At 33.3% G+C, this 20073-nt stretch carries 22 protein-coding genes; 9 read left to right on the top strand and 13 right to left on the bottom strand.

What is annotated here, in order from left to right:
* Nucleotides 1-68 precede the first annotated feature (68 nt).
* From RM519_RS11940 to RM519_RS11915, 6 genes are read left to right on the top strand one after another with little or no spacing between them, the layout of a single operon-like run.
* The gene (locus RM519_RS11940) at nt 69-893 is read left to right on the top strand and encodes an outer membrane protein assembly factor BamD (RefSeq protein WP_311594046.1); all 825 of its coding nucleotides are present in this window, start codon (nt 69-71) and stop codon (nt 891-893) included.
* 6 nt (nt 894-899) lie between these two features.
* Entirely contained in the window at nt 900-1220 is a 321-nt protein-coding gene (locus tag RM519_RS11935; protein ID WP_311594045.1) for a DNA-directed RNA polymerase subunit omega, read from the top strand.
* A 4-nt stretch (nt 1221-1224) separates the two neighbouring features.
* Nucleotides 1225-2436, top strand: coding sequence for a bifunctional phosphopantothenoylcysteine decarboxylase/phosphopantothenate--cysteine ligase CoaBC (gene coaBC / locus RM519_RS11930; protein ID WP_311594044.1), 1212 nt, complete (start codon nt 1225-1227; stop codon nt 2434-2436).
* Entirely contained in the window at nt 2429-3319 is an 891-nt protein-coding gene (porD, locus tag RM519_RS11925) for a type IX secretion system protein PorD (RefSeq protein WP_311594043.1), read from the top strand. Before coaBC ends, porD begins: the two co-directional genes overlap by 8 nt.
* Before the next feature lie 9 nt (nt 3320-3328).
* Nucleotides 3329-4981 carry a DNA repair protein RecN gene (gene recN / locus RM519_RS11920; protein ID WP_311594042.1) on the top strand — a complete coding sequence of 551 codons (1653 nt, stop codon included), beginning with the start codon at nt 3329-3331 and terminating at the stop codon, nt 4979-4981.
* Between the two features lie 55 nt (nt 4982-5036).
* Complete coding sequence (locus RM519_RS11915; protein ID WP_311594041.1) at nt 5037-5852, top strand: enoyl-ACP reductase FabI; 816 nt, start codon at nt 5037-5039, stop codon at nt 5850-5852.
* 89 nt (nt 5853-5941) lie between these two features.
* Here the strand turns inward: RM519_RS11915 and RM519_RS11910 are convergent, their stop codons facing one another.
* Nucleotides 5942-6829, bottom strand: a complete 888-nt coding sequence (locus RM519_RS11910) for an AraC family transcriptional regulator (protein WP_311594040.1) — start codon at nt 6827-6829, stop codon at nt 5942-5944.
* A 200-nt stretch (nt 6830-7029) separates the two neighbouring features.
* Here RM519_RS11910 and RM519_RS11905 point away from each other — a divergent pair, with 200 nt between their 5' ends.
* Complete coding sequence (locus RM519_RS11905) at nt 7030-7287, top strand: DUF983 domain-containing protein (RefSeq protein ID WP_311594039.1); 258 nt, start codon at nt 7030-7032, stop codon at nt 7285-7287.
* On the opposite strand, the gene RM519_RS11900 is transcribed toward RM519_RS11905, so the two are convergent.
* A complete protein-coding gene (locus tag RM519_RS11900) occupies nt 7280-8482 on the bottom strand; it encodes an MFS transporter (protein WP_311594038.1) in 1203 nt (400 codons plus the stop codon). The genes RM519_RS11905 and RM519_RS11900 overlap by 8 nt on opposite strands.
* A gap of 16 nt (nt 8483-8498) precedes the next feature.
* Nucleotides 8499-9587: an aromatic ring-hydroxylating oxygenase subunit alpha gene (locus RM519_RS11895; protein WP_311594037.1), complete on the bottom strand. Its 1089-nt coding sequence runs from the start codon at nt 9585-9587 to the stop codon at nt 8499-8501.
* 66 nt (nt 9588-9653) lie between these two features.
* Here RM519_RS11895 and RM519_RS11890 point away from each other — a divergent pair, with 66 nt between their 5' ends.
* Both RM519_RS11890 and RM519_RS11885 read left to right on the top strand, forming a co-directional pair.
* A complete protein-coding gene (locus tag RM519_RS11890; RefSeq protein ID WP_311594036.1) occupies nt 9654-10961 on the top strand; it encodes an amino acid permease in 1308 nt (435 codons plus the stop codon).
* A gap of 6 nt (nt 10962-10967) precedes the next feature.
* On the top strand, nt 10968-11843 hold the full coding sequence (locus RM519_RS11885; protein WP_311594035.1) for a dimethylarginine dimethylaminohydrolase family protein: 876 nt from the start codon (nt 10968-10970) through the stop codon (nt 11841-11843).
* Nucleotides 11844-11862: 19 nt separating this feature from the next.
* On the opposite strand, the gene RM519_RS11880 is transcribed toward RM519_RS11885, so the two are convergent.
* From RM519_RS11880 to RM519_RS11835, 10 genes are all read right to left on the bottom strand, one after another.
* Complete coding sequence (locus tag RM519_RS11880; protein WP_311594034.1) at nt 11863-13059, bottom strand: retropepsin-like aspartic protease; 1197 nt, start codon at nt 13057-13059, stop codon at nt 11863-11865.
* Nucleotides 13060-13111: 52 nt separating this feature from the next.
* Nucleotides 13112-13636 (bottom strand): GNAT family N-acetyltransferase, encoded by a 525-nt coding sequence (locus RM519_RS11875; protein WP_311594033.1) that lies wholly within the window; start codon nt 13634-13636, stop codon nt 13112-13114.
* Nucleotides 13629-14183 carry a GNAT family N-acetyltransferase gene (locus RM519_RS11870; protein ID WP_311594032.1) on the bottom strand — a complete coding sequence of 185 codons (555 nt, stop codon included), beginning with the start codon at nt 14181-14183 and terminating at the stop codon, nt 13629-13631. Before RM519_RS11870 ends, RM519_RS11875 begins: the two co-directional genes overlap by 8 nt.
* A 5-nt stretch (nt 14184-14188) precedes the next feature.
* Nucleotides 14189-15226 (bottom strand): ACR3 family arsenite efflux transporter, encoded by a 1038-nt coding sequence (gene arsB / locus RM519_RS11865; protein ID WP_311594031.1) that lies wholly within the window; start codon nt 15224-15226, stop codon nt 14189-14191.
* A gap of 2 nt (nt 15227-15228) precedes the next feature.
* Entirely contained in the window at nt 15229-15846 is a 618-nt protein-coding gene (locus RM519_RS11860; RefSeq protein WP_311594030.1) for an arsenate-mycothiol transferase ArsC, read from the bottom strand.
* Nucleotides 15847-15865: 19 nt separating this feature from the next.
* Nucleotides 15866-16333 carry a DUF6428 family protein gene (locus RM519_RS11855; RefSeq protein ID WP_311594029.1) on the bottom strand — a complete coding sequence of 156 codons (468 nt, stop codon included), beginning with the start codon at nt 16331-16333 and terminating at the stop codon, nt 15866-15868.
* Nucleotides 16334-16381: 48 nt separating this feature from the next.
* Entirely contained in the window at nt 16382-16711 is a 330-nt protein-coding gene (locus RM519_RS11850) for an ArsR/SmtB family transcription factor (protein ID WP_311594028.1), read from the bottom strand.
* Nucleotides 16712-16791: 80 nt separating this feature from the next.
* A complete protein-coding gene (locus RM519_RS11845; protein ID WP_311594027.1) occupies nt 16792-17481 on the bottom strand; it encodes a Dph6-related ATP pyrophosphatase in 690 nt (229 codons plus the stop codon).
* Nucleotides 17482-17517: 36 nt separating this feature from the next.
* On the bottom strand, nt 17518-18939 hold the full coding sequence (locus tag RM519_RS11840) for an ADP-ribosylglycohydrolase family protein (RefSeq protein WP_311594026.1): 1422 nt from the start codon (nt 18937-18939) through the stop codon (nt 17518-17520).
* Between the two features lie 29 nt (nt 18940-18968).
* Nucleotides 18969-19994 carry a serine hydrolase domain-containing protein gene (locus RM519_RS11835; RefSeq protein WP_311594025.1) on the bottom strand — a complete coding sequence of 342 codons (1026 nt, stop codon included), beginning with the start codon at nt 19992-19994 and terminating at the stop codon, nt 18969-18971.
* Nucleotides 19995-20073 lie beyond the last annotated feature (79 nt).

Below are 20073 nucleotides of genomic sequence, written 5' to 3'. Positions count from 1 at the left end.
TTTTTGTATTGGGTTATTGAGTGTAAAAATCATTTTAATAATCCATTAAATTTAATTAATTTTGCCGGATGTCTAAAATCAAAAATATAGGAGTCATTTGTTTGATCGCTTTGTTCTTCATTTCATGTGGAGAATATCAAAAAGTATTAAACAAGGGAACTATAGAACAACAATATAAAATGGCTTCAGATTTGTATGAAGCCGAAAACTATAATAAAGCTCTTCAATTATTTGAAAAAGTGGTGCCTGGTTTTAGAGGAAAACCTCAAATGGAGCGTATTCAGTTTATGATTAGCGATTGTTATTATAAAACAAAGCAATATAGTTTAGCAGCCTACCATTTTGATCGTTTCTCTAAAAATTATCCTAAAAGTACAAAGCAAGAAGAAGCCGCTTTTTTAGCAGCACAAAGTTATTACTTAGATACGAATGTGTATAGTTTAGATCAAACTACAACACATGAAGCTTTAGGAGCAATGCAATTGTTTATGAATACGTACCCAGAATCTTTGAGAATTGAAGACGCAAATTCGACTATACAAGAATTGCGTTTAAAATTGGAGACAAAGGCATTTGAAACTGCAAAACAATATCATCATATTGAAGATTATATAGCTGCAATCACAGCTTTTGATAATTTAATAGGAGACTATTTAGGCACTAAATACCGTGAAGAAGCGATGTACTTAAAGTTCGATGCTGGTTATGAATTGGCAATGAATAGTTATTTTACAAAAAAGGAAGAGCGAATTAAAAATGCTGTAAAATATCACGAAAAATTGATGAAAAGTTATCCGAATTCTGAATTTTTAGAAAAAACGGATAAAAAATTAGAAGATTTAAATAAAGAATTAGCAGCGCATGAAGAATTAGCTGCTTCATTTGAAAATTAGAATACCATGGATTATAAAAATTCAAAAGCACCATTATCTACTATCACTTATGATAGAGAAGCAATTGAGCAACCAACTGAAAACTTGTATGAGGCAATTGTTGTAATGGCAAAAAGAGCGACTCAAATAAACGGAGACCTTAAAAAGGAATTGGTAGACAAGTTAGATGAGTTTGCTACACACAACGATAGCTTAGAAGAAATTTTTGAAAACAAAGAACAAATCGAGGTTTCTAGGTTTTATGAGCGTTTACCAAAGCCAACGGCGATTGCTGTTGAAGAATGGTTAGAGAGCCGTACATATCATAGAAATTCTGAATCAAAATAATTAAATGTCGATTTTAAGCGGAAAAAATATTCTTGTTGGCGTAACTGCTGGAATTGCCGCTTATAAAACTGCACATTTAGTTAGACTACTTATAAAAGCAGGTGCTCAAGTCCGTGTGGTCATGACACCTGCTTCTAAGGATTTCGTAACACCTCTTACATTATCTACTCTTTCTAAAAACCCAGTTCATTCTACTTTCTATGATAAAGAAGATGAGAATGAATTATGGAATAATCATGTTGATTTAGGTCTTTGGGCCGATTTAATGATTATAGCTCCTGCAACGGCAAATTCACTGTCTAAAATGGCAAATGGAACTTGTGATAATTTGTTGTTGGCAACCTATTTATCAGCCAAATGTAAAGTGTATTTTGCCCCGGCTATGGATTTGGATATGTACAAACATCCTTCAACTAAAACGAGTATTGATAAATTAGAAAGTTTTGGAAATGTTTGTATACCAGCCGAAAGCGGAGAGTTGGCAAGTGGACTAGTTGGGGAAGGCAGAATGGCAGAGCCCGAAAGTATTGTTCACTTTATTGAACAAGATATTTTAGGTACATTGCCATTATATCGTAAAAAAGTTGTTATCACAGCCGGTCCAACTTATGAAGCAATAGATCCAGTTAGGTTTATAGGGAATCATTCTTCAGGGAAAATGGGTTTTGAATTGGCAAGAGTCGCAGCATGTCTAGGCGCTCAGGTTACTTTAATTTCAGGTGTATCTAACGAACAAATTAATCATAGATTAGTAAATAGAATAGATGTTGTTAGCGCTCAAGAAATGTTTGAGGTTGCTCATAAAAACTTTGATGATGCCTCCATTGTTATAGCTTCGGCAGCAGTGGCGGATTATAAACCTAAGCATGTTTCTGATATAAAAATTAAAAAGAATGATGCTCAAATGAGTATTGAGTTGGAGAAAACTCAAGATATTTTAGCTTCGCTTGGAAAAATTAAAACAAACCAATATTTGGTAGGGTTTGCCTTAGAAACCAATAATGAATTGGAGAACGCCAAAGGGAAATTGAAAAGAAAAAACTTAGATCTTATTGTTCTAAATTCATTAAATGATAGAGGTGCTGGATTTAAAAAAGGGACAAATAAGGTGTCTATTATTGATAAATCCGAAAAAATTTCCGAATTTGCTCTAAAATCAAAGGCTGAAGTAGCCAAGGATATTTTTAATGAAATTTTGGAGAGAATAGATGGTTAAATTCATAAAACTTTGCATAGTTCTATTAATTGCATTTCAAGCAAATGCTCAAGAAATTCGTGCTACTTTTGAAATAAATACTGATAATGTTCCTGGTTCTAATAAGCAAGTGTTTACAACTATGGAGCGTTCGCTTTCAGAGTTTGTAAATCAAAAAAAATGGACTAATAAAAAGTTTAAGCAGCAAGAAAAAATAGATTGTGCTTTTATTTTAACCATTACCTCTCAACCATCGAGCAATGAATTTCAAGGTACGTTACAAGTGCAGTCTTCGCGTCCAGTATATGGTTCTTCCTATCAAACACCGGTACTAAATTTTAAAGACAATGATTTTTCATTCAGGTATACTGAGTTCGAAAATTTTCAATACAATCCGAATGGTTTCGATTCTAATTTAGTATCTATAATGGCCTATTATGTGTATTTAATCTTAGGCATGGATGGAGATACCTTTGCTATGAATGGAGGTACTGAATATTATGATGCTGCGGAGAATGTTGTAAACCAAGCGCAGCAAAGCGGGTATACCGGATGGAGCAGAAAAACAAGTGGAATCAATCGATTTAATCTTATAACCGATATTCTTTCAGGAACTTATGATGGATATAGATCGGCACTTTATATTTACCATTTAAACGGTTTGGATTTAATGCATAGCAATCAGGCAAATGCCAAAGCAAATATAGAAGAAGCAATACAGTCTATTAAAGGCGTATATACTAGAAGAGCCAATGCAATTCTAATTCGCTTTTTTATGGATGCTAAGTCAGATGAAATTGTTGAAATTTATTCAGATGGGGCAAGATACGATACTTCTCAACTAAAAGATGATTTGACTAGAATTTCACCATCGAATTTATCTAAATGGAATTCCATTAATTAAACTTTAAATTTGTTAACCACACTTTCCATAAAAAATTATGCTCTAATTGATGAGTTGCATGTAACTTTTGATAATGGTTTTTCAATAATTACAGGTGAAACGGGTGCGGGTAAATCTATTTTATTAGGTGCATTAGGATTGGTTTTGGGTAAAAGAGCAGATTCTTCTACTTTGAAGCAAAAGGATAAGAAATGTGTTGTTGAGGCCGAGTTTAGAATTTCAAATTATCAATTGGAATCGTTGTTTAAAGACGAAAATTTAGATTTTGAAGAATATACAATAATAAGACGTGAGATTTTACCAAGTGGAAAGTCAAGAGCGTTTATTAATGATACGCCTACAACTTTAGGCGTGTTAAATAAACTAAGTGAACGATTAATTGATGTGCATTCACAACATCAAACTTTAGAACTTGCTAATAGCGATTTTCAGTTTGAACTTTTGGATGCATTGGCAGAAAACCGCTCTCAGTTAGATTCTTATAAAAAAGGTTTAGATTTGTATAAAAAACAATCTAAAACTTTGAGTGATTTGTTGGAGGCTCAGGCTGTTGATAAAGAGCAGTATGAGTACAATTTGTACTTGTTCAATGAACTAGAATCTGCGAATTTAAAGTATGGAGAGCAAGAACTTGTTGAAAAACAACTAGTTGTTTTAAATAATTCAGAATCAATTAAAGAGAATTTGTCTGAATTACAGCAAATATCTGATAATGAAGAGTATGGATTGATAAATATGCTCAATTTGTTCAAGACTAAATTGCAAAAATTAGCGGATTATTCTTTTGAATATGAGAGCTTGTATACACGTGCTGAAAGTTTAGAAATTGAATTGAAAGATGTGTCGGCCGAAATAGAGAGTGAAAATGAGAAAGTAGTTTTTAATCCTGCTGAAATTGATCGATTGAATGACCGCTTACAACTAATCTATGATCTCTATAAAAAGCATGGTGTTGACACAATTGAAGCATTGCATGTAATTCATGAGACCTTGTCAGATAAGGTTGATGTAGTAGAGAATTCATCAAAGCGAATTGCTGAAAAAAGAGGTGAATTAAATGACACGACTTTAAAATTACAAAAGTTGTCTGATTCTTTAAGTAGCAGAAGGAATAATGAAATTCCTAAATTGACTAAGCAGTTAGAATCTATTTTAGCAAGTCTTGGAATGGGGAATGCTAAATTTAAAATTGAATTATCACGTAGTACGTCTTTTTTGGCTAATGGTAAGGACAATATAGAATTACAATTTTCAGCAAACAAAGGAGCAAGTTTTGGAATGTTGAAAAAAGTGGCTTCAGGTGGAGAGTTGTCTAGGATAATGCTAGCCGTTAAATTGGTGCTATCAAAATATATAAAATTACCAACCATTATTTTTGATGAGATTGATACTGGGGTTTCTGGTGAAATTGCACATAGAATGGGAGTGTTAATGCAGGAAATGAGTGAGAACATGCAGGTGATGAGTATTTCGCATTTACCACAAATAGCTTCAAAGGGAAGAACACATTTTAAAGTTTATAAAACGGAAGATAAAGGAGTAGTTCGTACCCAACTTAAAAAGTTAGAAAAGGACGAACGTGTATTGGAAATTGCTGAAATGTTAGGGGGTAAGAATATCTCCGATTCTGCTTTAACACATGCAAAGGAATTGTTAAACTAATTAGTATCTTTGCAACACAAAAATTGAGAATTACATTAATACTAACACATATACTATGTACAATTTATTAAAAGGTAAAAAAGGAATTATTTTTGGAGCTTTAAATGCTGAATCTATTGCATGGAAAGTTGCAGAACGTGCTCATGAAGAAGGGGCGGAGTTTGTATTAACCAATGCACCAATTGCTATGCGAATGGGTGCAATTAATGAGTTAGCTGAAAAAACTGGATCTCAAATTATTCCTGCTGATGCTACCTCTATGGAAGACATTACCAATTTGGTAGAGCAATCTATGGAGATTTTAGGAGGTAAAATTGATTTTGTTTTACACTCTATTGGAATGTCTGTAAATGTTCGTAAAGGAAAGCATTATACAGATCCTAAATATGATTTTACTACTAAGGGATGGGATGTTTCTGCGGTATCTTTTCATAAAGTAATGAATGTATTGTACAATAAAAATGCAATGAACGAATGGGGTTCTGTTGTAGCTTTGACTTATATGGCGGCACAACGTGTATTCCCAGATTATAATGATATGGCTGATAATAAAGCCTATTTAGAGTCTATTGCGCGTAGTTTCGGTTATTTCTTTGGACGTGATCATAAAGTACGTGTAAATACAATTTCTCAATCGCCAACAATGACTACTGCGGGTAGCGGTGTAAAAGGATTTGATGCGTTCTTAAATTATGCTGAAGAAATGTCTCCGCTAGGAAACGCATCAGCATTAGAGTGTGCTGATTATACAATTTCATTATTTTCTGATTTAACTAAGAAAGTAACACTTCAGAATTTATTCCATGATGGTGGATTCTCTAATATGGGAATTAGTACTAAAGTAATGGAGAATTTTAAAACTGAAGAATAAGAAATATTTTTGAAGTAAATATAAATAAAAAGGTGACCTAGTTATAGGTCACCTTTTTTGTTAGGCATATTAATTTTAGTAGAAAATAATTAAGAGTTTAGGTTTCGATAATCATTTCTAAATTCTGATGGAGTCTTTTTAGTTTTGGACTTAAAAACTTTTGAGAAGTATGCATAATCTTCATAGCCAACCAATTCAGCAATTTTAGAGAGTTGATTATTCGAATGAACAATAAGGCGTTTCGCTTCTAGAATAACTCGGTCAATTATTAATTCCGTCGTTGTTTTATTTACTGTTTCTTTAGTAATTCTATTCAGATGTTTGGCGCTAATGTTAAGTTTTTCGGCATAGAAACTGGCAGTATATTCTGTATGAAAATATAATTCAATGTTATTTTCAAGTGCTCTGAATATTGACAAATAATGAGGTGAAGTAAGACCTAAATAAGACGCTTCTATGGAGTAATATCGTGCTAAATCTATATAAATAGTATTTATTAAGCTTGCAATTTTTTGATTTTTGTAGGGTAGTGATTCATGAAACTCATTGTTTATGTTTTTAAATTTAGGTACGATTTTATTTAATTCCGAAGTTTTTAAATGTAAGGAAGGAGTGCTTTTATAAGAATAGAAGAAGGGGAATTGAGTTAAGTCTTTAGTCGAAAAGGATAAATTGTAAAATTCTTGACTATGGAAGAAAATGTAACCTTCTGGTGAAGACGTGAATTTCCAGAAATGCGTTTGACCAGGTTTTAGAAAAAAGACACTACCTGCTTCTATTTTATATGAGTTAAAATCTATTTCGTGTATACCTGTTCCTTTGGTGAAGACTACACAAAGGTAAAAATCATGCTTGTGAGGCGTCTTAATTAGGTTTTCATTTCGTTTAAGATGCTCACTGAAACAATTACTATACAAATCGGAAGAATGTTTTTCTTGTCCGAACTGATGAATATTTAAAACGTTGATAGTGCTCATATATTTAATTTATGTCCGAAATTTACAAATAATTGAGACAATGCTATAAAGAGTTTGATTAGTCTGATAATTATCTTTGCAGTATTAAATTTTAAGAAATGAGTTCTGTATTCTCCATGTTTAAGGGAAAGTGTCCTAGTTGTGAAAGCGAAAATATATTTCATTCTAAAGGAAATTTAATTTTGTTTAAAATACCTAAGATGGAAAATAGGTGTAAAAAATGCAACTACAAATTAAATAAAGAAACTGGTTTTTTTACGGGAGCAATGTATGTGTGCTATGGATTAGTGGTTGCTGAACTTATAGTGCTTTATTTGGTTTTATCGGCAATTTTTGAGTTGTCTCTTTTGCAGATGTATGTTGGCTTGGTATTGGCGGTATTTTTAATTAGTAGTTTTAATTTTAGATTTTCTCGAATCATCTGGATTTATATTTTTTACAAAAACAAACTTACTTAGGCATCCTAATTTTAATGATCAATGATGAAATTATGGTTAACACACCAATTGAAATAATCGCATACTCAATTCCGAAAAAGTCGGCTATCAGACCTGATAAGATGGCTCCAATAGCATAACCCAAATCTCTCCAAAGCCTAAATACTCCAATACTTTCTGCACGTTGATTCGGTGTCGTAGCATCGGCAATGGCCGATAGAAAAGTTGGGTAAACCAATGCAGTTCCAAATCCAAGAATCACCCCAATTGAAATGAGTTGGTAGTATTCTGTAAAGTATGGGATGAGTATTATGGCTAATCCCTGTAAGAGCATCCCCCAAAACAGAAGAGTTTTTTTAGGATATATATCTGCCATTTTCCCTGTGAATAATTGCCCAATACCCCAAACGGCTGGGTAGCTAGTTACTATAATTCCAATACTTTTGGTATCAAAGCTTAAAGTGATTAACAGAATTGGCAACAATCCCCATATCATACCATCATTTAAATTGTTTACCATACCTGCCTGTGTAATGGAACTTAGGGTTTTGTTTTTAAATGAAGTTTCAATAAAAACATTGTTAAGCGTGTTTTTGTTTTCTGTTTTTTGTTCTTTATTTACATGGTGTCTAGTGTCTTTTACAAAGAATACAGAGAGTAATAATCCAATAAAAGAAAGTCCAATTCCAATGTAAAATGGGTAGGGTGTTATTCCGTACTTGCTGGCTACAATTCCTGTCAGAAAAGCAACGAACCCTACTGCCAAATAGCCTGCAAACTCATTGATGCCCATTGCCAATCCTCGATCCTTTTCACCTACCAAGTCTATCTTCATTACAACTGTACTGCTCCATGTTAATCCTTGATTTATTCCTAATAAAACATTGGCAAATAGCACCCAATTCCACGACGTAGCATTCATTAAAATAAATGGAATTGGTAAAGCAAATATCCAACCAATAACCAATAAGTTTTTACGGCCGTATGTATTGGCTAGTTTACCTGTGAAATAATTGGTAATGGCTTTGGTAATACCAAATGCAACGATAAATGAAAGAATTGCAGTTTTAGAGGCTATTCCAAACTCTAATTCGGCAAATTCAGGAATAATTGTGCGTTCTAAACCAACCATTCCACCAACAAAAGCATTTACAATTACCAAAATGGTAAACTGAAGCCAATTCTCTTTTAGGCCTAATTCAACGGATTTTGACATTTATTTGAAATAATAATTATTGATTCAAAAATTTGCTCAAAAGTACGTGAAAATGATGTACACCTTGCTCTCGTGTTGGAGAAAAACGACCTGCTTTATAAAAGGATGATCTAATGCCTTTTTGTACATTCTCAACAACAAATTCGTCTTCACGCTCAACTTTTTCTAACCCACTTCCTGCACCTTTATCTAATTTATCTGGATCATAAACATAAGTTATAAATGAGACTTTAGTACGGTTTATATCTATAGGTTTTACAATGTTTACAGATAAGCCCCAAGGATAAAAGTTGAACATCATATTTGGAAATACCCAATAGTAATAAGCACCTACGTTTTTGCCATAATCTGGATGTCCTTTTGGTAAATCAAAAACTTCTGTGGCGTCATCGGTATAGCCAATTTGTAAATTACAATGCTTGTAAATTTCTGTTTTGTAATTGCCATAATCTAAAACCTGATTTAAGTCTTCATGCACAAATGGTACATGAAACCCTTCCAAATAATTATCGCAATACAAAGCCCAATTGGCATGAACTAAAAAGTCTTTATTTAAAGTAGAATCTAATTTATAATCATTTAAAGGTAGAAAGCCAATGCGCTCTTCCATTTTATCAATTACCTCTTGAAAATCAAAAGAAGGATTCAAGCCGGCAAATAGAAACGGCCCCCATTTGCGCAATGGAAATCGGTGTAAATTATCACAGGGCCTCGGAAAATCTTCGGCTTCTTCAAACTCAGGCATATACTCAAATTCGCCCTTTAAGTTAAATCGACGCCCATGGTACATGCAATTTAATTTTCTAGATTTACCTGAATCCAATGCTACTAGGTTTCCTCTATGTGTACAAACATTAGTTAGACAACTAAGATGATTTTCTTTATTTTTTGTTAGGACCAATGGTTCTGTTAAAAAACCGTCAAGTAGCACAAATGGATAGACCGATTGAGGTTGTTGAACTAAATTCTCATCTCCAATCCATTGCCACGATTTTAGAAAAATATGTTCTTTAACTTCATCAAAAATTGCTTGACTTTTATAAAACGTAGTAGGCAGTGTTTCTGCTTTTCTTATGTCTGGATCAATTTTAAATCTATTTTTCATCTAGTATAAAGTTGTATCTTTAAAACTTGTCCTCTAATGTAACATTAATTTAATTAAACTTTTTACATGTCAGATAACGGAAAAAAAATAGGATTGATAACCAGTACTTCCTTGGTGGTTGGAAATATGATTGGGGCAGGTATTTTTTTATTGCCAGCAACTTTGGCCAAATATGGAAGCATAAGTTTAATGGGTTGGTTGTTTACGGCGGCAGGGGCATTAATTTTGGCGAAAATTTTTAGTGGTTTCAGCACTATAATAGTGAACAAAAGTGGAGGGCCTTACACCTATTCTAAAGCAGGATTCGGTGATTTTATTGGGTTTTTAGTGGCATGGGGTTATTGGATTTCTATTTGGGTAAGTAATGCAGGTTTGGCAATTGCGATTATAGGGGGGCTAAGTGTATTCTTTCCGGTTCTTAATGATAGTCCATTTCTTTCTGTATCTGTTGCACTTGGTTTTATATGGTTTTTTACTTGGATAAATTCGAAAGGAGTAAAGGAGTCTGGACGTATTCAGGTCATTACAACTGTTTTGAAATTGTTACCATTGGTCTTTATTATTATTGTAGGTGCCTTCTTTTTTAGTTTAGATAACTTTCCAAATTTTAACTTAACTGGTAATGGTCATTTTGAAACTTTTCCTGTTGTAGCAGCCCTAACGTTGTATGCGTTTTTAGGAGTTGAATCCGCAACCATTCCTGCAGAGAATGTTCGAAACCCAGAAAAGAATGTACCGAGAGCAACTATGATTGGAACAATTATAACCACCTTAGTTTATATTTTGGGAACGGTGGTATTATTTGGATTAATACCTGTGGATAAATTAAGTAATTCAGCAGCACCATTTGCTGAGGCTGGAGAAATTATCGGAGGTGAATATGGTAGTTATTTTGTTGCTTTCGGTGCTATTATATCGGCCGTAGGGTGTTTAAATGGCTGGACCTTATTGGTTGGTCAATTGCCAATGGCCGCAGCAAAGGATAACATGTTTCCAAGATTGTTTAAGAAACAAAATAAAAACGGCGTTCCAATTTTAGGATTAATCATTGGCAGTTTACTCACATCTGGTATTTTATTATTGGGTATGAGTGATGGACTTGTAGAACAGTTTTCGTTTGTTGTAAACCTTACTGTTTTAACTGCACTTATTCCTTATCTTTTTGTGTCTGCAGCATACGTGATTGTATTAATAGAAAAGAATAAATATCCAAATAGTTTTTTAAAGACATTTTTATTAGGTCTTCTCGGTTTTGCTTATGCTATATGGGCAATTTTCGGATCTGGTTCTGACGTCGTTTTTTATGGATTGATTCTGTTATTATTAAGTATTCCGTTTTATTTGCTAATGAAATGGAATAAAAGTAAAATGTAAGTATATATGGAGACAAAACATTCTGAATATTTAAAGTTAAAAAGCGTTTATTTAAAGCCGGTAAAGGAAGCATTTGTTTCAGAGGAACAATTAGAATCTCAATGGGAGGAACTAAATTATTTGGGTAAACCCGATTTTAATGAATCTTTGAATGAATACAACGCGTTCAAATCTATATTTGGAAAGAAGAAAATTACAATGCATTCATTTCCTTTTAATAAATCAGTTAAGATGGATTCTATTTATTGTAGAGATGCATCCATAGCAACTGATTTTGGAATGATAATTTGTAATATGGGTAAAGGCGGTAGAATTGAAGAACCAACGGCTCAAAAAGACATTTTTATTACTAGTAACGCAGAGATTTTGGGCGAAATTGTTACTCCAGGAACTTTAGAAGGAGGAGATGTAGCTTGGTTAGATAAAAATACATTAGCCGTAGGGCATACTTATAGAACAAATATGGAAGGAATTCGTCAATTAAAAGCATTGCTAGAGCCAAATGGTATAGAAGTAATTGTGGCGGAATTACCGCATTATAAAGGTAAAGAAGATGTATTTCATTTAATGTCAATTTTAAGCCCGATAGATAAGGATTTAGCCGTTGTGTATTCTCCTTTAATGCCAATTCATTTTAGAAATGAATTATTAAATAAAGGCTTTCAATTAATCGAGGTTCCTGATGCTGAGTTTGAATCTATGGGTTGCAATGTATTGGCGATTGCTCCGAGAGAATGTGTAATGGTTTCTGGAAACCCAAAAACGAAAGCGTTGTTAAAAGCAGCCGGTTGTTCTGTTTACGAGTATGAAGGTAAAGAGATAAGTGTAAAAGGAGGGGGAGGACCTACATGTTTAACAAGACCAATTCTGCGCGAAGCATAACTCAATATTTTTATTTTCGTTATTGAAGCATGATGGCTTTCCCTAGTGTAAATTCTTCTTTCACTCCTAATTCATCTTTTAAAACTAGTTGAATTTTTTCAACTTTTTTTGTATCTAAATAAGATATATAATCGCAGTAACTAGCATTAGAAAAATCAATATGATTGAAGTTTAAGACTTCCATATTTGGTTCAATTCCTGCTTTTTCGGCAGGAGAATTTTTTACAATTGCACTTACAAAGTAACTGTTGTTTTTAACTCCAATTTTAAGTCCAAATGTTTTGAATGCTACCTCAATTTCATAAGGATATTTTTCAAATACCAAACTTTGGCTACTCCAGTTTATTGCAACAATATGTTTAGATAAAACTTCAGTGCCTAAAAGACCAGATTTACCTGTTTTTATCGGAACATTATTTGAAATAACATTGCCAAGAGCCAAAGAATCAACACGGCTAAATTTTCTATTGATATTTTTTAGTTTCCCTCCAAGTCCGCTACTTGCTACACCATATTCCAATAGAGATTCCTTAATTATAGTTCTGTTTACCAAGGTGTCATATATTTTTTGAGGTACTGTAAGTCCGCCGTTAGAACCATAATCTAAAGTTAAATTCGTTATCCTCGATTTTCCTAGATGAGTGCTAATTTTAATACTGTATTGTCTATTTGGTTTAAATTTCATTTTAATGGAGTCGTGATTCTTTAATTTAAATTCCTCATTACTTATATGAATTTTTTTGTTTTTCGAATCTATTTTCCAATTGCAAAACCGCATCATATTAGAACCAATAATTCCATCTATACCCAAACATTCTATAATTGGATTTTTATTAAAATCTCCAACAAATGCAACCTGTTTTAAAAAGATTACCTCGTTTAATTTTATTTTTGGGATACTCACATAATCAACAGAAATTTGGCTGTTATCAGAATCGCGCAAGGTACCTTCACTTACCGTTTTAAAATTGAACTTTGATTGTAATTCTTTAGAGATGCTAAAAGGTGCCCCAGTATCCAGTAAAAAATGATAGGTGTTGTTTTCGATTTGAACAGGTACGATGATTAAATCATTTTTAATTTCAAACTCAATTGAAGTATTGAATTCTTTTTGTTCAATTTCTCCATTTTTAATTGCTTCAGTCCAGTGTTTTGGGCAAGCGTAAAAAACGAACGCAATTAGTGTTAAAAGTAATATTTGAGAAAGTTTACGCATTCAAAGGTGATTTATATCGCTTGTTTTTGAAAAACTCGATTTAAATTTATTGTTAAAGATACAATCTATATCCATAAACGTATACATCACCTTTGGAAAAGTCTAAATCTTCTGAGCGTTCAAATCCCATTTTTGCATACATTTTTCGTGCAATGGGCATAAATTTAGTAGAATGTATATTTAATGATTCATGATTTAATTTTCTTGTTCTTTCAATACATTCTAAACATAGTTTTTTACCTACTCCTTGTCCTGTAAATTTTTCATCAACTGCCAATAAACGAAAGCCTGACGCATTTTTTTGTTGCGGAGCAATACCATCGGTTCCATATAATTCCATGGATTTAAAGAAAACCACTGCGCCCATAATTTTATTATGCTCATTGCAGGCGATGATTAATTCTACTGAGTCATTAACCGTAATTGATCCTATATTTTGTAAATAGTTATAATATTCAGGAATTTCATTTTTTCTTGGAAAACCATTTAAATTAGAATATGCACGCACCAATAAATCTCCAATTATTTCATGTTCTGATGAGGTAGCATTCCTTATGAAGGTTTCTTTATTATCCATTTTTACCAGATTTTAATTTCAACCATTCTTCTTTTGTAATTCTAAAAATATGGACTTCATTTTTGTTGTATACGGTTTGTTTAGAAATATGCATGCCATTTTTAAGGGCTACCGCTTTGGATGGATCATTAGTTAAACTAATTATAGAAATGATTGAAGTTGTATAATCATTCTCAAAAGCCACATCTCTACATTTACTTGCCGCCTCAGTGGCAAATCCTTTATTCCAAAATTCAGGTAGTAAAGAATAACCAATCTCCAATTCTGTTTCACCATCAACGGTTTGAACTAATAATCCACAATATCCAACAAATTTCCCTGTATCTTTTTCAATCAATGCATTCATACCTCCCAAATCATGAGAATACCTATGTTTTTGTTTGGCATACCATTTTTTACATTCAATTTTTGGAGATTCTAGTTCGGCATCCCAATACTGAAACGACAACGGATTTTCAAAGAAAGGTAACCAATCTTGAAAATCCGTCGTTTGAATTTTTCTAAAATGAAGCCTTTCGGTTTCTTGATTATCTAGAGTAAATTTCATGTATTTTATTTATAATACTTGTCTCGCAACCAAAAGGATACTTTTACTAATAATATTAAAGCCGGAACTTCTACCAAAGGACCTATAACACCAGCAAAAGCTTGTCCAGAATTTAGACCAAATACGGCAATTGCAACTGCAATGGCCAATTCAAAATTATTACCAGCAGCTGTAAATGCTACCGAAGTAGTTTTGTCATATTCGGCTCCAGTTGCTTTTGTTACAAAAAATCCAATGATAAACATAAGCGTAAAGTAAATCAACAATGGAATGGCAATAATCACTACGTCCATAGGGATCTCTACAATCAATTCACCTTTTAAAGAAAACATTACAACGATTGTAAATAACAAAGCAATCAATGTCATAGGAGAAATAGTTGGAATGAATTTATTCATGTACCATTCTTCACCTTTCCATTTTACTAAAACAACTCTACTTAAAATTCCTATTAAAAATGGGATACCCAAGTAAATGACTACACTTTCTGCAATGGTTGTAATTGAGATATCTACAATGGCACCTTCAAAACCAAAATAGGGTGGAAGCACTGTTATAAATAACCAGGCGTAAAAACTATACGCAAAAACTTGAAAAACACTGTTCAAAGCAACCAAACCGGCGCCGTATTCACTACTACCTTCGGCTAGGTCATTCCATACCAACACCATGGCTATACAACGGGCAAGACCTATTAAAATAAGTCCTACCATATATTCAGGATAGTCTTGTAAAAATAGGATAGCGAGAACAAACATTAAAACAGGGCCAACAATCCAGTTTAGAATTAAAGAAATAGATAGTATTTTAGTGTTTTTGAAAACTTTAGGTAAAAGTGCATAATTCACTTTTGCTAAAGGCGGGTACATCATTAAAATTAAACCAATAGCAATTGGAATGTTCGTTGTACCACTACTCATTGAATCAATATACGCTGGGAAATTTGGGAAGAAATATCCAATTCCAACACCCAAAGCCATCGCAATAAATATCCAAAGGGTTAAATAACTATCTAAAAATCCGAGTTTCTTTTTTGCAGCCATGATTATAATTTGATTTGTGAAAATACATATTTTAATTCAGTCGCAATCTGCATACTGCGCTCCATATATTTTTCTGCTTGTTGAGGTGTGTTGTCAAATGCCTTCGGATCTTCAAACATAATTGGAATTCTCTTTTCTGCACCAGGAATAAATGGACATCCTTGATCTGCTTGGGAACATGTCATTATTGCTGCAAACTCACTTTGAGGATTAAACTCGTTATCGTGTCTTTTAGAAAATCCGATGATAGGGTGCGCATTAGATGCATATTTAAGGCTATACACTGGATTCGATTCGTTAGATAATTTCGTTATTTCAAAGCCCGATGCTTTAAGCGTTTCTCCTGCCATTGGAAACATGGCTGTGGCTTCTGTTCCACCAGAATAACAAGAAACATTTGGTACTTTATAAAAACCAGCCAAAGCCTGTGCCCATGCTTGAGACAAATGACTTCTGCGTGAGTTATGCGTACAGATAAAGTTAAGGTTAATTGGTTTTTTACTAGTTACTTTCTCTTGAATGAATGCAATTAAAGGTTGCACTGTTTCTTTCCTATCAATAGACATAGATGCAACATCCAAGTCTTGTATGGTTGCATCTATCTTTTTAAATAATTTCATTTGATTTTTTTATTAAGTGTTAACAACATCCTGAACTTGGCTCACAACAAGAGGCTGCTTGTAAATCTGAGAGTTTGTATTTTGGTTTTTCTGTTGGAATACCACAATTGTCTTTGGCCAAGCAATCCGTTGCTTTATTCGTAAGTAGAAAGTTTGAACCGTTAAAATCTACTCCAAACTTCCCAATGGTTTCACCTTGATATTCTACTTCAATTTCTGCATCTGGTAAACTCAATATTTTTTCAGATAACTCTATAATATGAACTAATTTTTCTGGATGTAATCTGTGGTCGTAATCATTGGCATTCCATAATTGAAAGTTAATAACTTCTTCATCTCTTACAGTACCACCGCAATCGATAAAGTTTTTAGTAATTTTCCCTACCTCCGTTACATGAAAATGACGGGGCACTAATTCTCCGTTTGGCAATTCAAAAGCAATTTGCTCTAAGCCACCTAATACTGATTTAATTTCTGATAACTTCATTTTTATATTCTTTTATTGTAATAATACGATTAATAATTTTAAATTTTTTTAACAACAAGTTTCGCTGTTAATGTCTTGATCTAAAAAGACATTCATAGTTTCTTTCATTTTACGCCATTGTGCAGCATCTATGCAATAGCATACACTTGTTCCTTCAACACTCCCTTTTATTAAGCCTAAATTTTTTAATTCTTTTAAGTGCTGTGAAATAGTAGGTTGTGCCAATCCAATTTCCTCAACCAAATCGCCACAAATACATGTATTTGCTTTAAATAAGTATTGTAAAATTGCCACACGAGCCGGGTGCCCAAATGCCTTTGCAAACACCGCAATCTCATTTTGAGTGTCACTGAATATTTCTGTTTTTGCTAATCCCATAATCTTACTTCATTTATATATTGCAATATTACGATTAAAGAGCATACCGGCAAAATATTTATAATAAAAATTTTGTTAAATTAATTCGTAATTAAATCTTGAAACCAGAATCCAACCGATTTACCGCCCTTAGGATCAGGGTATTTCCTTAGGATTGTTTCTCCTTTTGAAAACTTGATAGGGTGTTTAAAAATTGGACCATCGTAACAAAAAGTATGAAACTCTCCGTTTTCTCCACACGGATCAACATCTTTTGGTAGTGTATCTAAAAACGAATTGTCGATTTCTTTTCCAATAAATTCCTTTCCAAGTTTAGAATGGCTACAACAAACTATAATTGCTTTGAAACCTAATTCAATAAATTCTTGCAATAATTCGGTTGTATCTTTTTTCCATAATGGGAAATGGCACTGAATACCTTTTAATTGTTGTTCTCTATAATTACGTAGGTCTTCCAAAAAAATATCTCCAAATGCGCAATTTTCATATCCCATTTCTTTTAAGGCAGTTACTTCTTTTGCCATAATTGCATTGTAGGTATCCATGTCTGGATTTTCCGGCAATTCAATACAATGTAGAGGAATGGCAATAGATTTTGCCTGTGCTTCTAAAAGCCCCTTAGGCAATCCGTGCATGGAAACTCTATTGTAGTGTTTGTTTATGGTGGTTACTAATAAATCAACATGCAATTCTTGTTGTTGTATTAGTTTATATAGCGCTATGGAAGCGTCTTTACCAGAACTCCAATTAAAATAAGCCTTTGTTGTCATTAATTCTTTTTAGTGTGCTTTCAGGATTTTTGACTACTATTTGGTTGAATTTGATTCTAATGTTTGTATTGGAACGTGCCATACATCTTTTTCTAGATCTATTCCACCACCCAAATAATCTTGTACAACGCGATCTACGATAAACACACCTGTTTTAGCCATATTATTAAAGTTATCGACTCCGTTTGGAAAGTTTCGCCTTGTTCTATGGATGTTAAACTTGTCTGAAAATGTTCTTCCAAAGGCTTCTTCAACTCCTTCTTTACCGTACATAAAGCCAAGTAAACCGCCCCAAGTTGCGGTTGGATTGTCCGAATCCCATCCCGCTAGGGTTCCAATTTTTATAGTTTCTTTTAGGTCACCTTCACCGTAAAGTAAACTAACAATACTTGCCGCAAAATTAATTCCTCCTGCGAAGCAACCGTTACAATAAATATTTTTTGAAGTCATATTATATCCATCCTCTTGGTTTACTTGATATCGAATATAAACAGCATCTCTGGCTTCTTCCCAAGTCATACCATCGTCATAGCATTGTTTTACAAAATCGAACATTTTTGCAGCATATGAATCGTTTGGAATGTGAGAACGAGCATTATGAGCCATCCAATGAATTTGTTCTTTCATTGATATTTTTTCAGCCCTAATTGCGGCCAACGAATACATAATAACATTAAATTCTGAAATCCATTGCGCATTTTTTCTTGCCGTTGTTTGTATCGGTAATTCCGCCATTTTTAAAGCGAAATCTGGTCTTGCAGGCGCATAAAATCCAAAAATTTCTGTTGTTAGTTGGGCATCAATCATTTCATAATAGTTGTCGTAGATTGAGTCCGTTGTAAATTTTGGATCGCTTGTAGCCGGAGGGACATAACCTTTTTGCATCAGATCCAAAGCCTTTTGATTGGCAACCCATAAAAAGTTCTCTTCTTCTATTAGCATATGTTTTAACCATCCATCTTTTATTTGCTCACCTGTTAGCAATCCAGTTCTATGTGTATATAATAAATGCTGATACATATACTCAATATCCGTGTCATCATCAGCGCCCCATACTTCGTCCTCTCCTCTAAATACAAAATCAATATTTTCAGATAAATTACTTAGAACACCCTCACCCCAAATACTCGGCTGATCTGGTTTATCCCAATTTTCTCTGGTATAAAAATCGCCAGTTTTAACATCGCCAATATTTCCTATTTTATCCATTTCTGTTACCAGCCCAGTCCAATTAGCAATACATTGTCCCAACCAAAAACCATATAGTTTATCTGCATAGCCCGCTCTTGAAATAATTCTATCGGTTGATGTTGCTTGGTAGTTGTTATATGTAAATTTAGAATCGATTAATACATTGTTGGTTTTTATTTTACTTTTAGTGTTTTTGCACGAAACAAGGACATTTAAAAAAAGTGCTGAGAGCATTAAATATCTTAGAGCGGGTAAAATTGAATTCATTTTTTAAATGCTTGATGAGGTTATTACAATTACTTACTTATTATTTTTAAAATTCTTGAATTCACAATTTCGGCGGCATTCCACATAAATAGTTTGTCGTCCGTAGTATTGTAAAACTCAACTACTACCGCATCAATATCTTTGTGATATTCAGCAAAACTTTGGTAACCCGGTACCCAACCAGAATGCTTGTATTCATAAATTGAAGCGTAAATTTCTTGTTCACCTTCTTTAAAAACAGAGCCGTCATTTAATGCACGAACAAAACTAGCTACATCTTGGGCAGTTGCCAGCATACCCCATTCTCCCGATTTTAAATCCTCTCCATAGCCTACATGATAACCACTCATCACTTCGTCCATATTTACCGCCCATAAATTTTCAAATGTATTGCTAAGGTTTAAAGGAGTTAGAATTTCTTCCGTTATAAATTGAAAAATACTATATCCCAACTCTTTTTCAATTAAGAGGCGGTTTAATAAGTAGTTTGTATTACAATATTCATAGTCTTCTCCGGGCTTAAAATTTGCAGGTAGATCTAGGATTAACTCCATTGTTTCTTGATCAGTTTTCGTTGGATTACCCCAATACCCTGGATGATTAGAATAATTAGGAATACCACTTTTGTGTTGCACTAAATGTTTTAGTGTTATCTTATCCGCATATTCAATTCTATCTGCAAATTCTGGAAAGTAATCGGCCACGGTTTTGTCTAAAGACAAACGATCGGATTTAACTAATTTGGCAATAGCAACGGCGTTGTATAACTTGCCAATACTTGCAATTTTAAAAAGAGCAGTTGGTTTTGCAGGGATTTTCTTTTCTCTATCATGCCAGCCAGAAGTATACGTTTTTGGTGTTTCGCCTCCTTTATCTATATAAACTACAATACCATCAAACCCATGATCAATTGCTTCATCTGCTTGTGCTTGCAACGAGTCGGGTAGTGGTAAAACCCATGCTTTTACTAGCAGCCATGGTACAAAAAACATAGAAACAACTGTACCAACAAGTAGAAAAATTCTTAATATTTGTTTCGATTTCTTTTTGTTCATAGTATTTCTTGTTTTAAGTCTAAGTTGATTTTTTTGATTACTCGAATATGGAAATATTAATGTTCAATGACAAATATCC

The organism is Urechidicola vernalis (genome assembly GCF_031846385.1).
GTDB lineage: Bacteria > Bacteroidota > Bacteroidia > Flavobacteriales > Flavobacteriaceae > Urechidicola > Urechidicola vernalis.
Note: the sequence above shows the minus strand (reverse complement) of the source record. Positions and strands in the feature narration are given on the sequence as shown.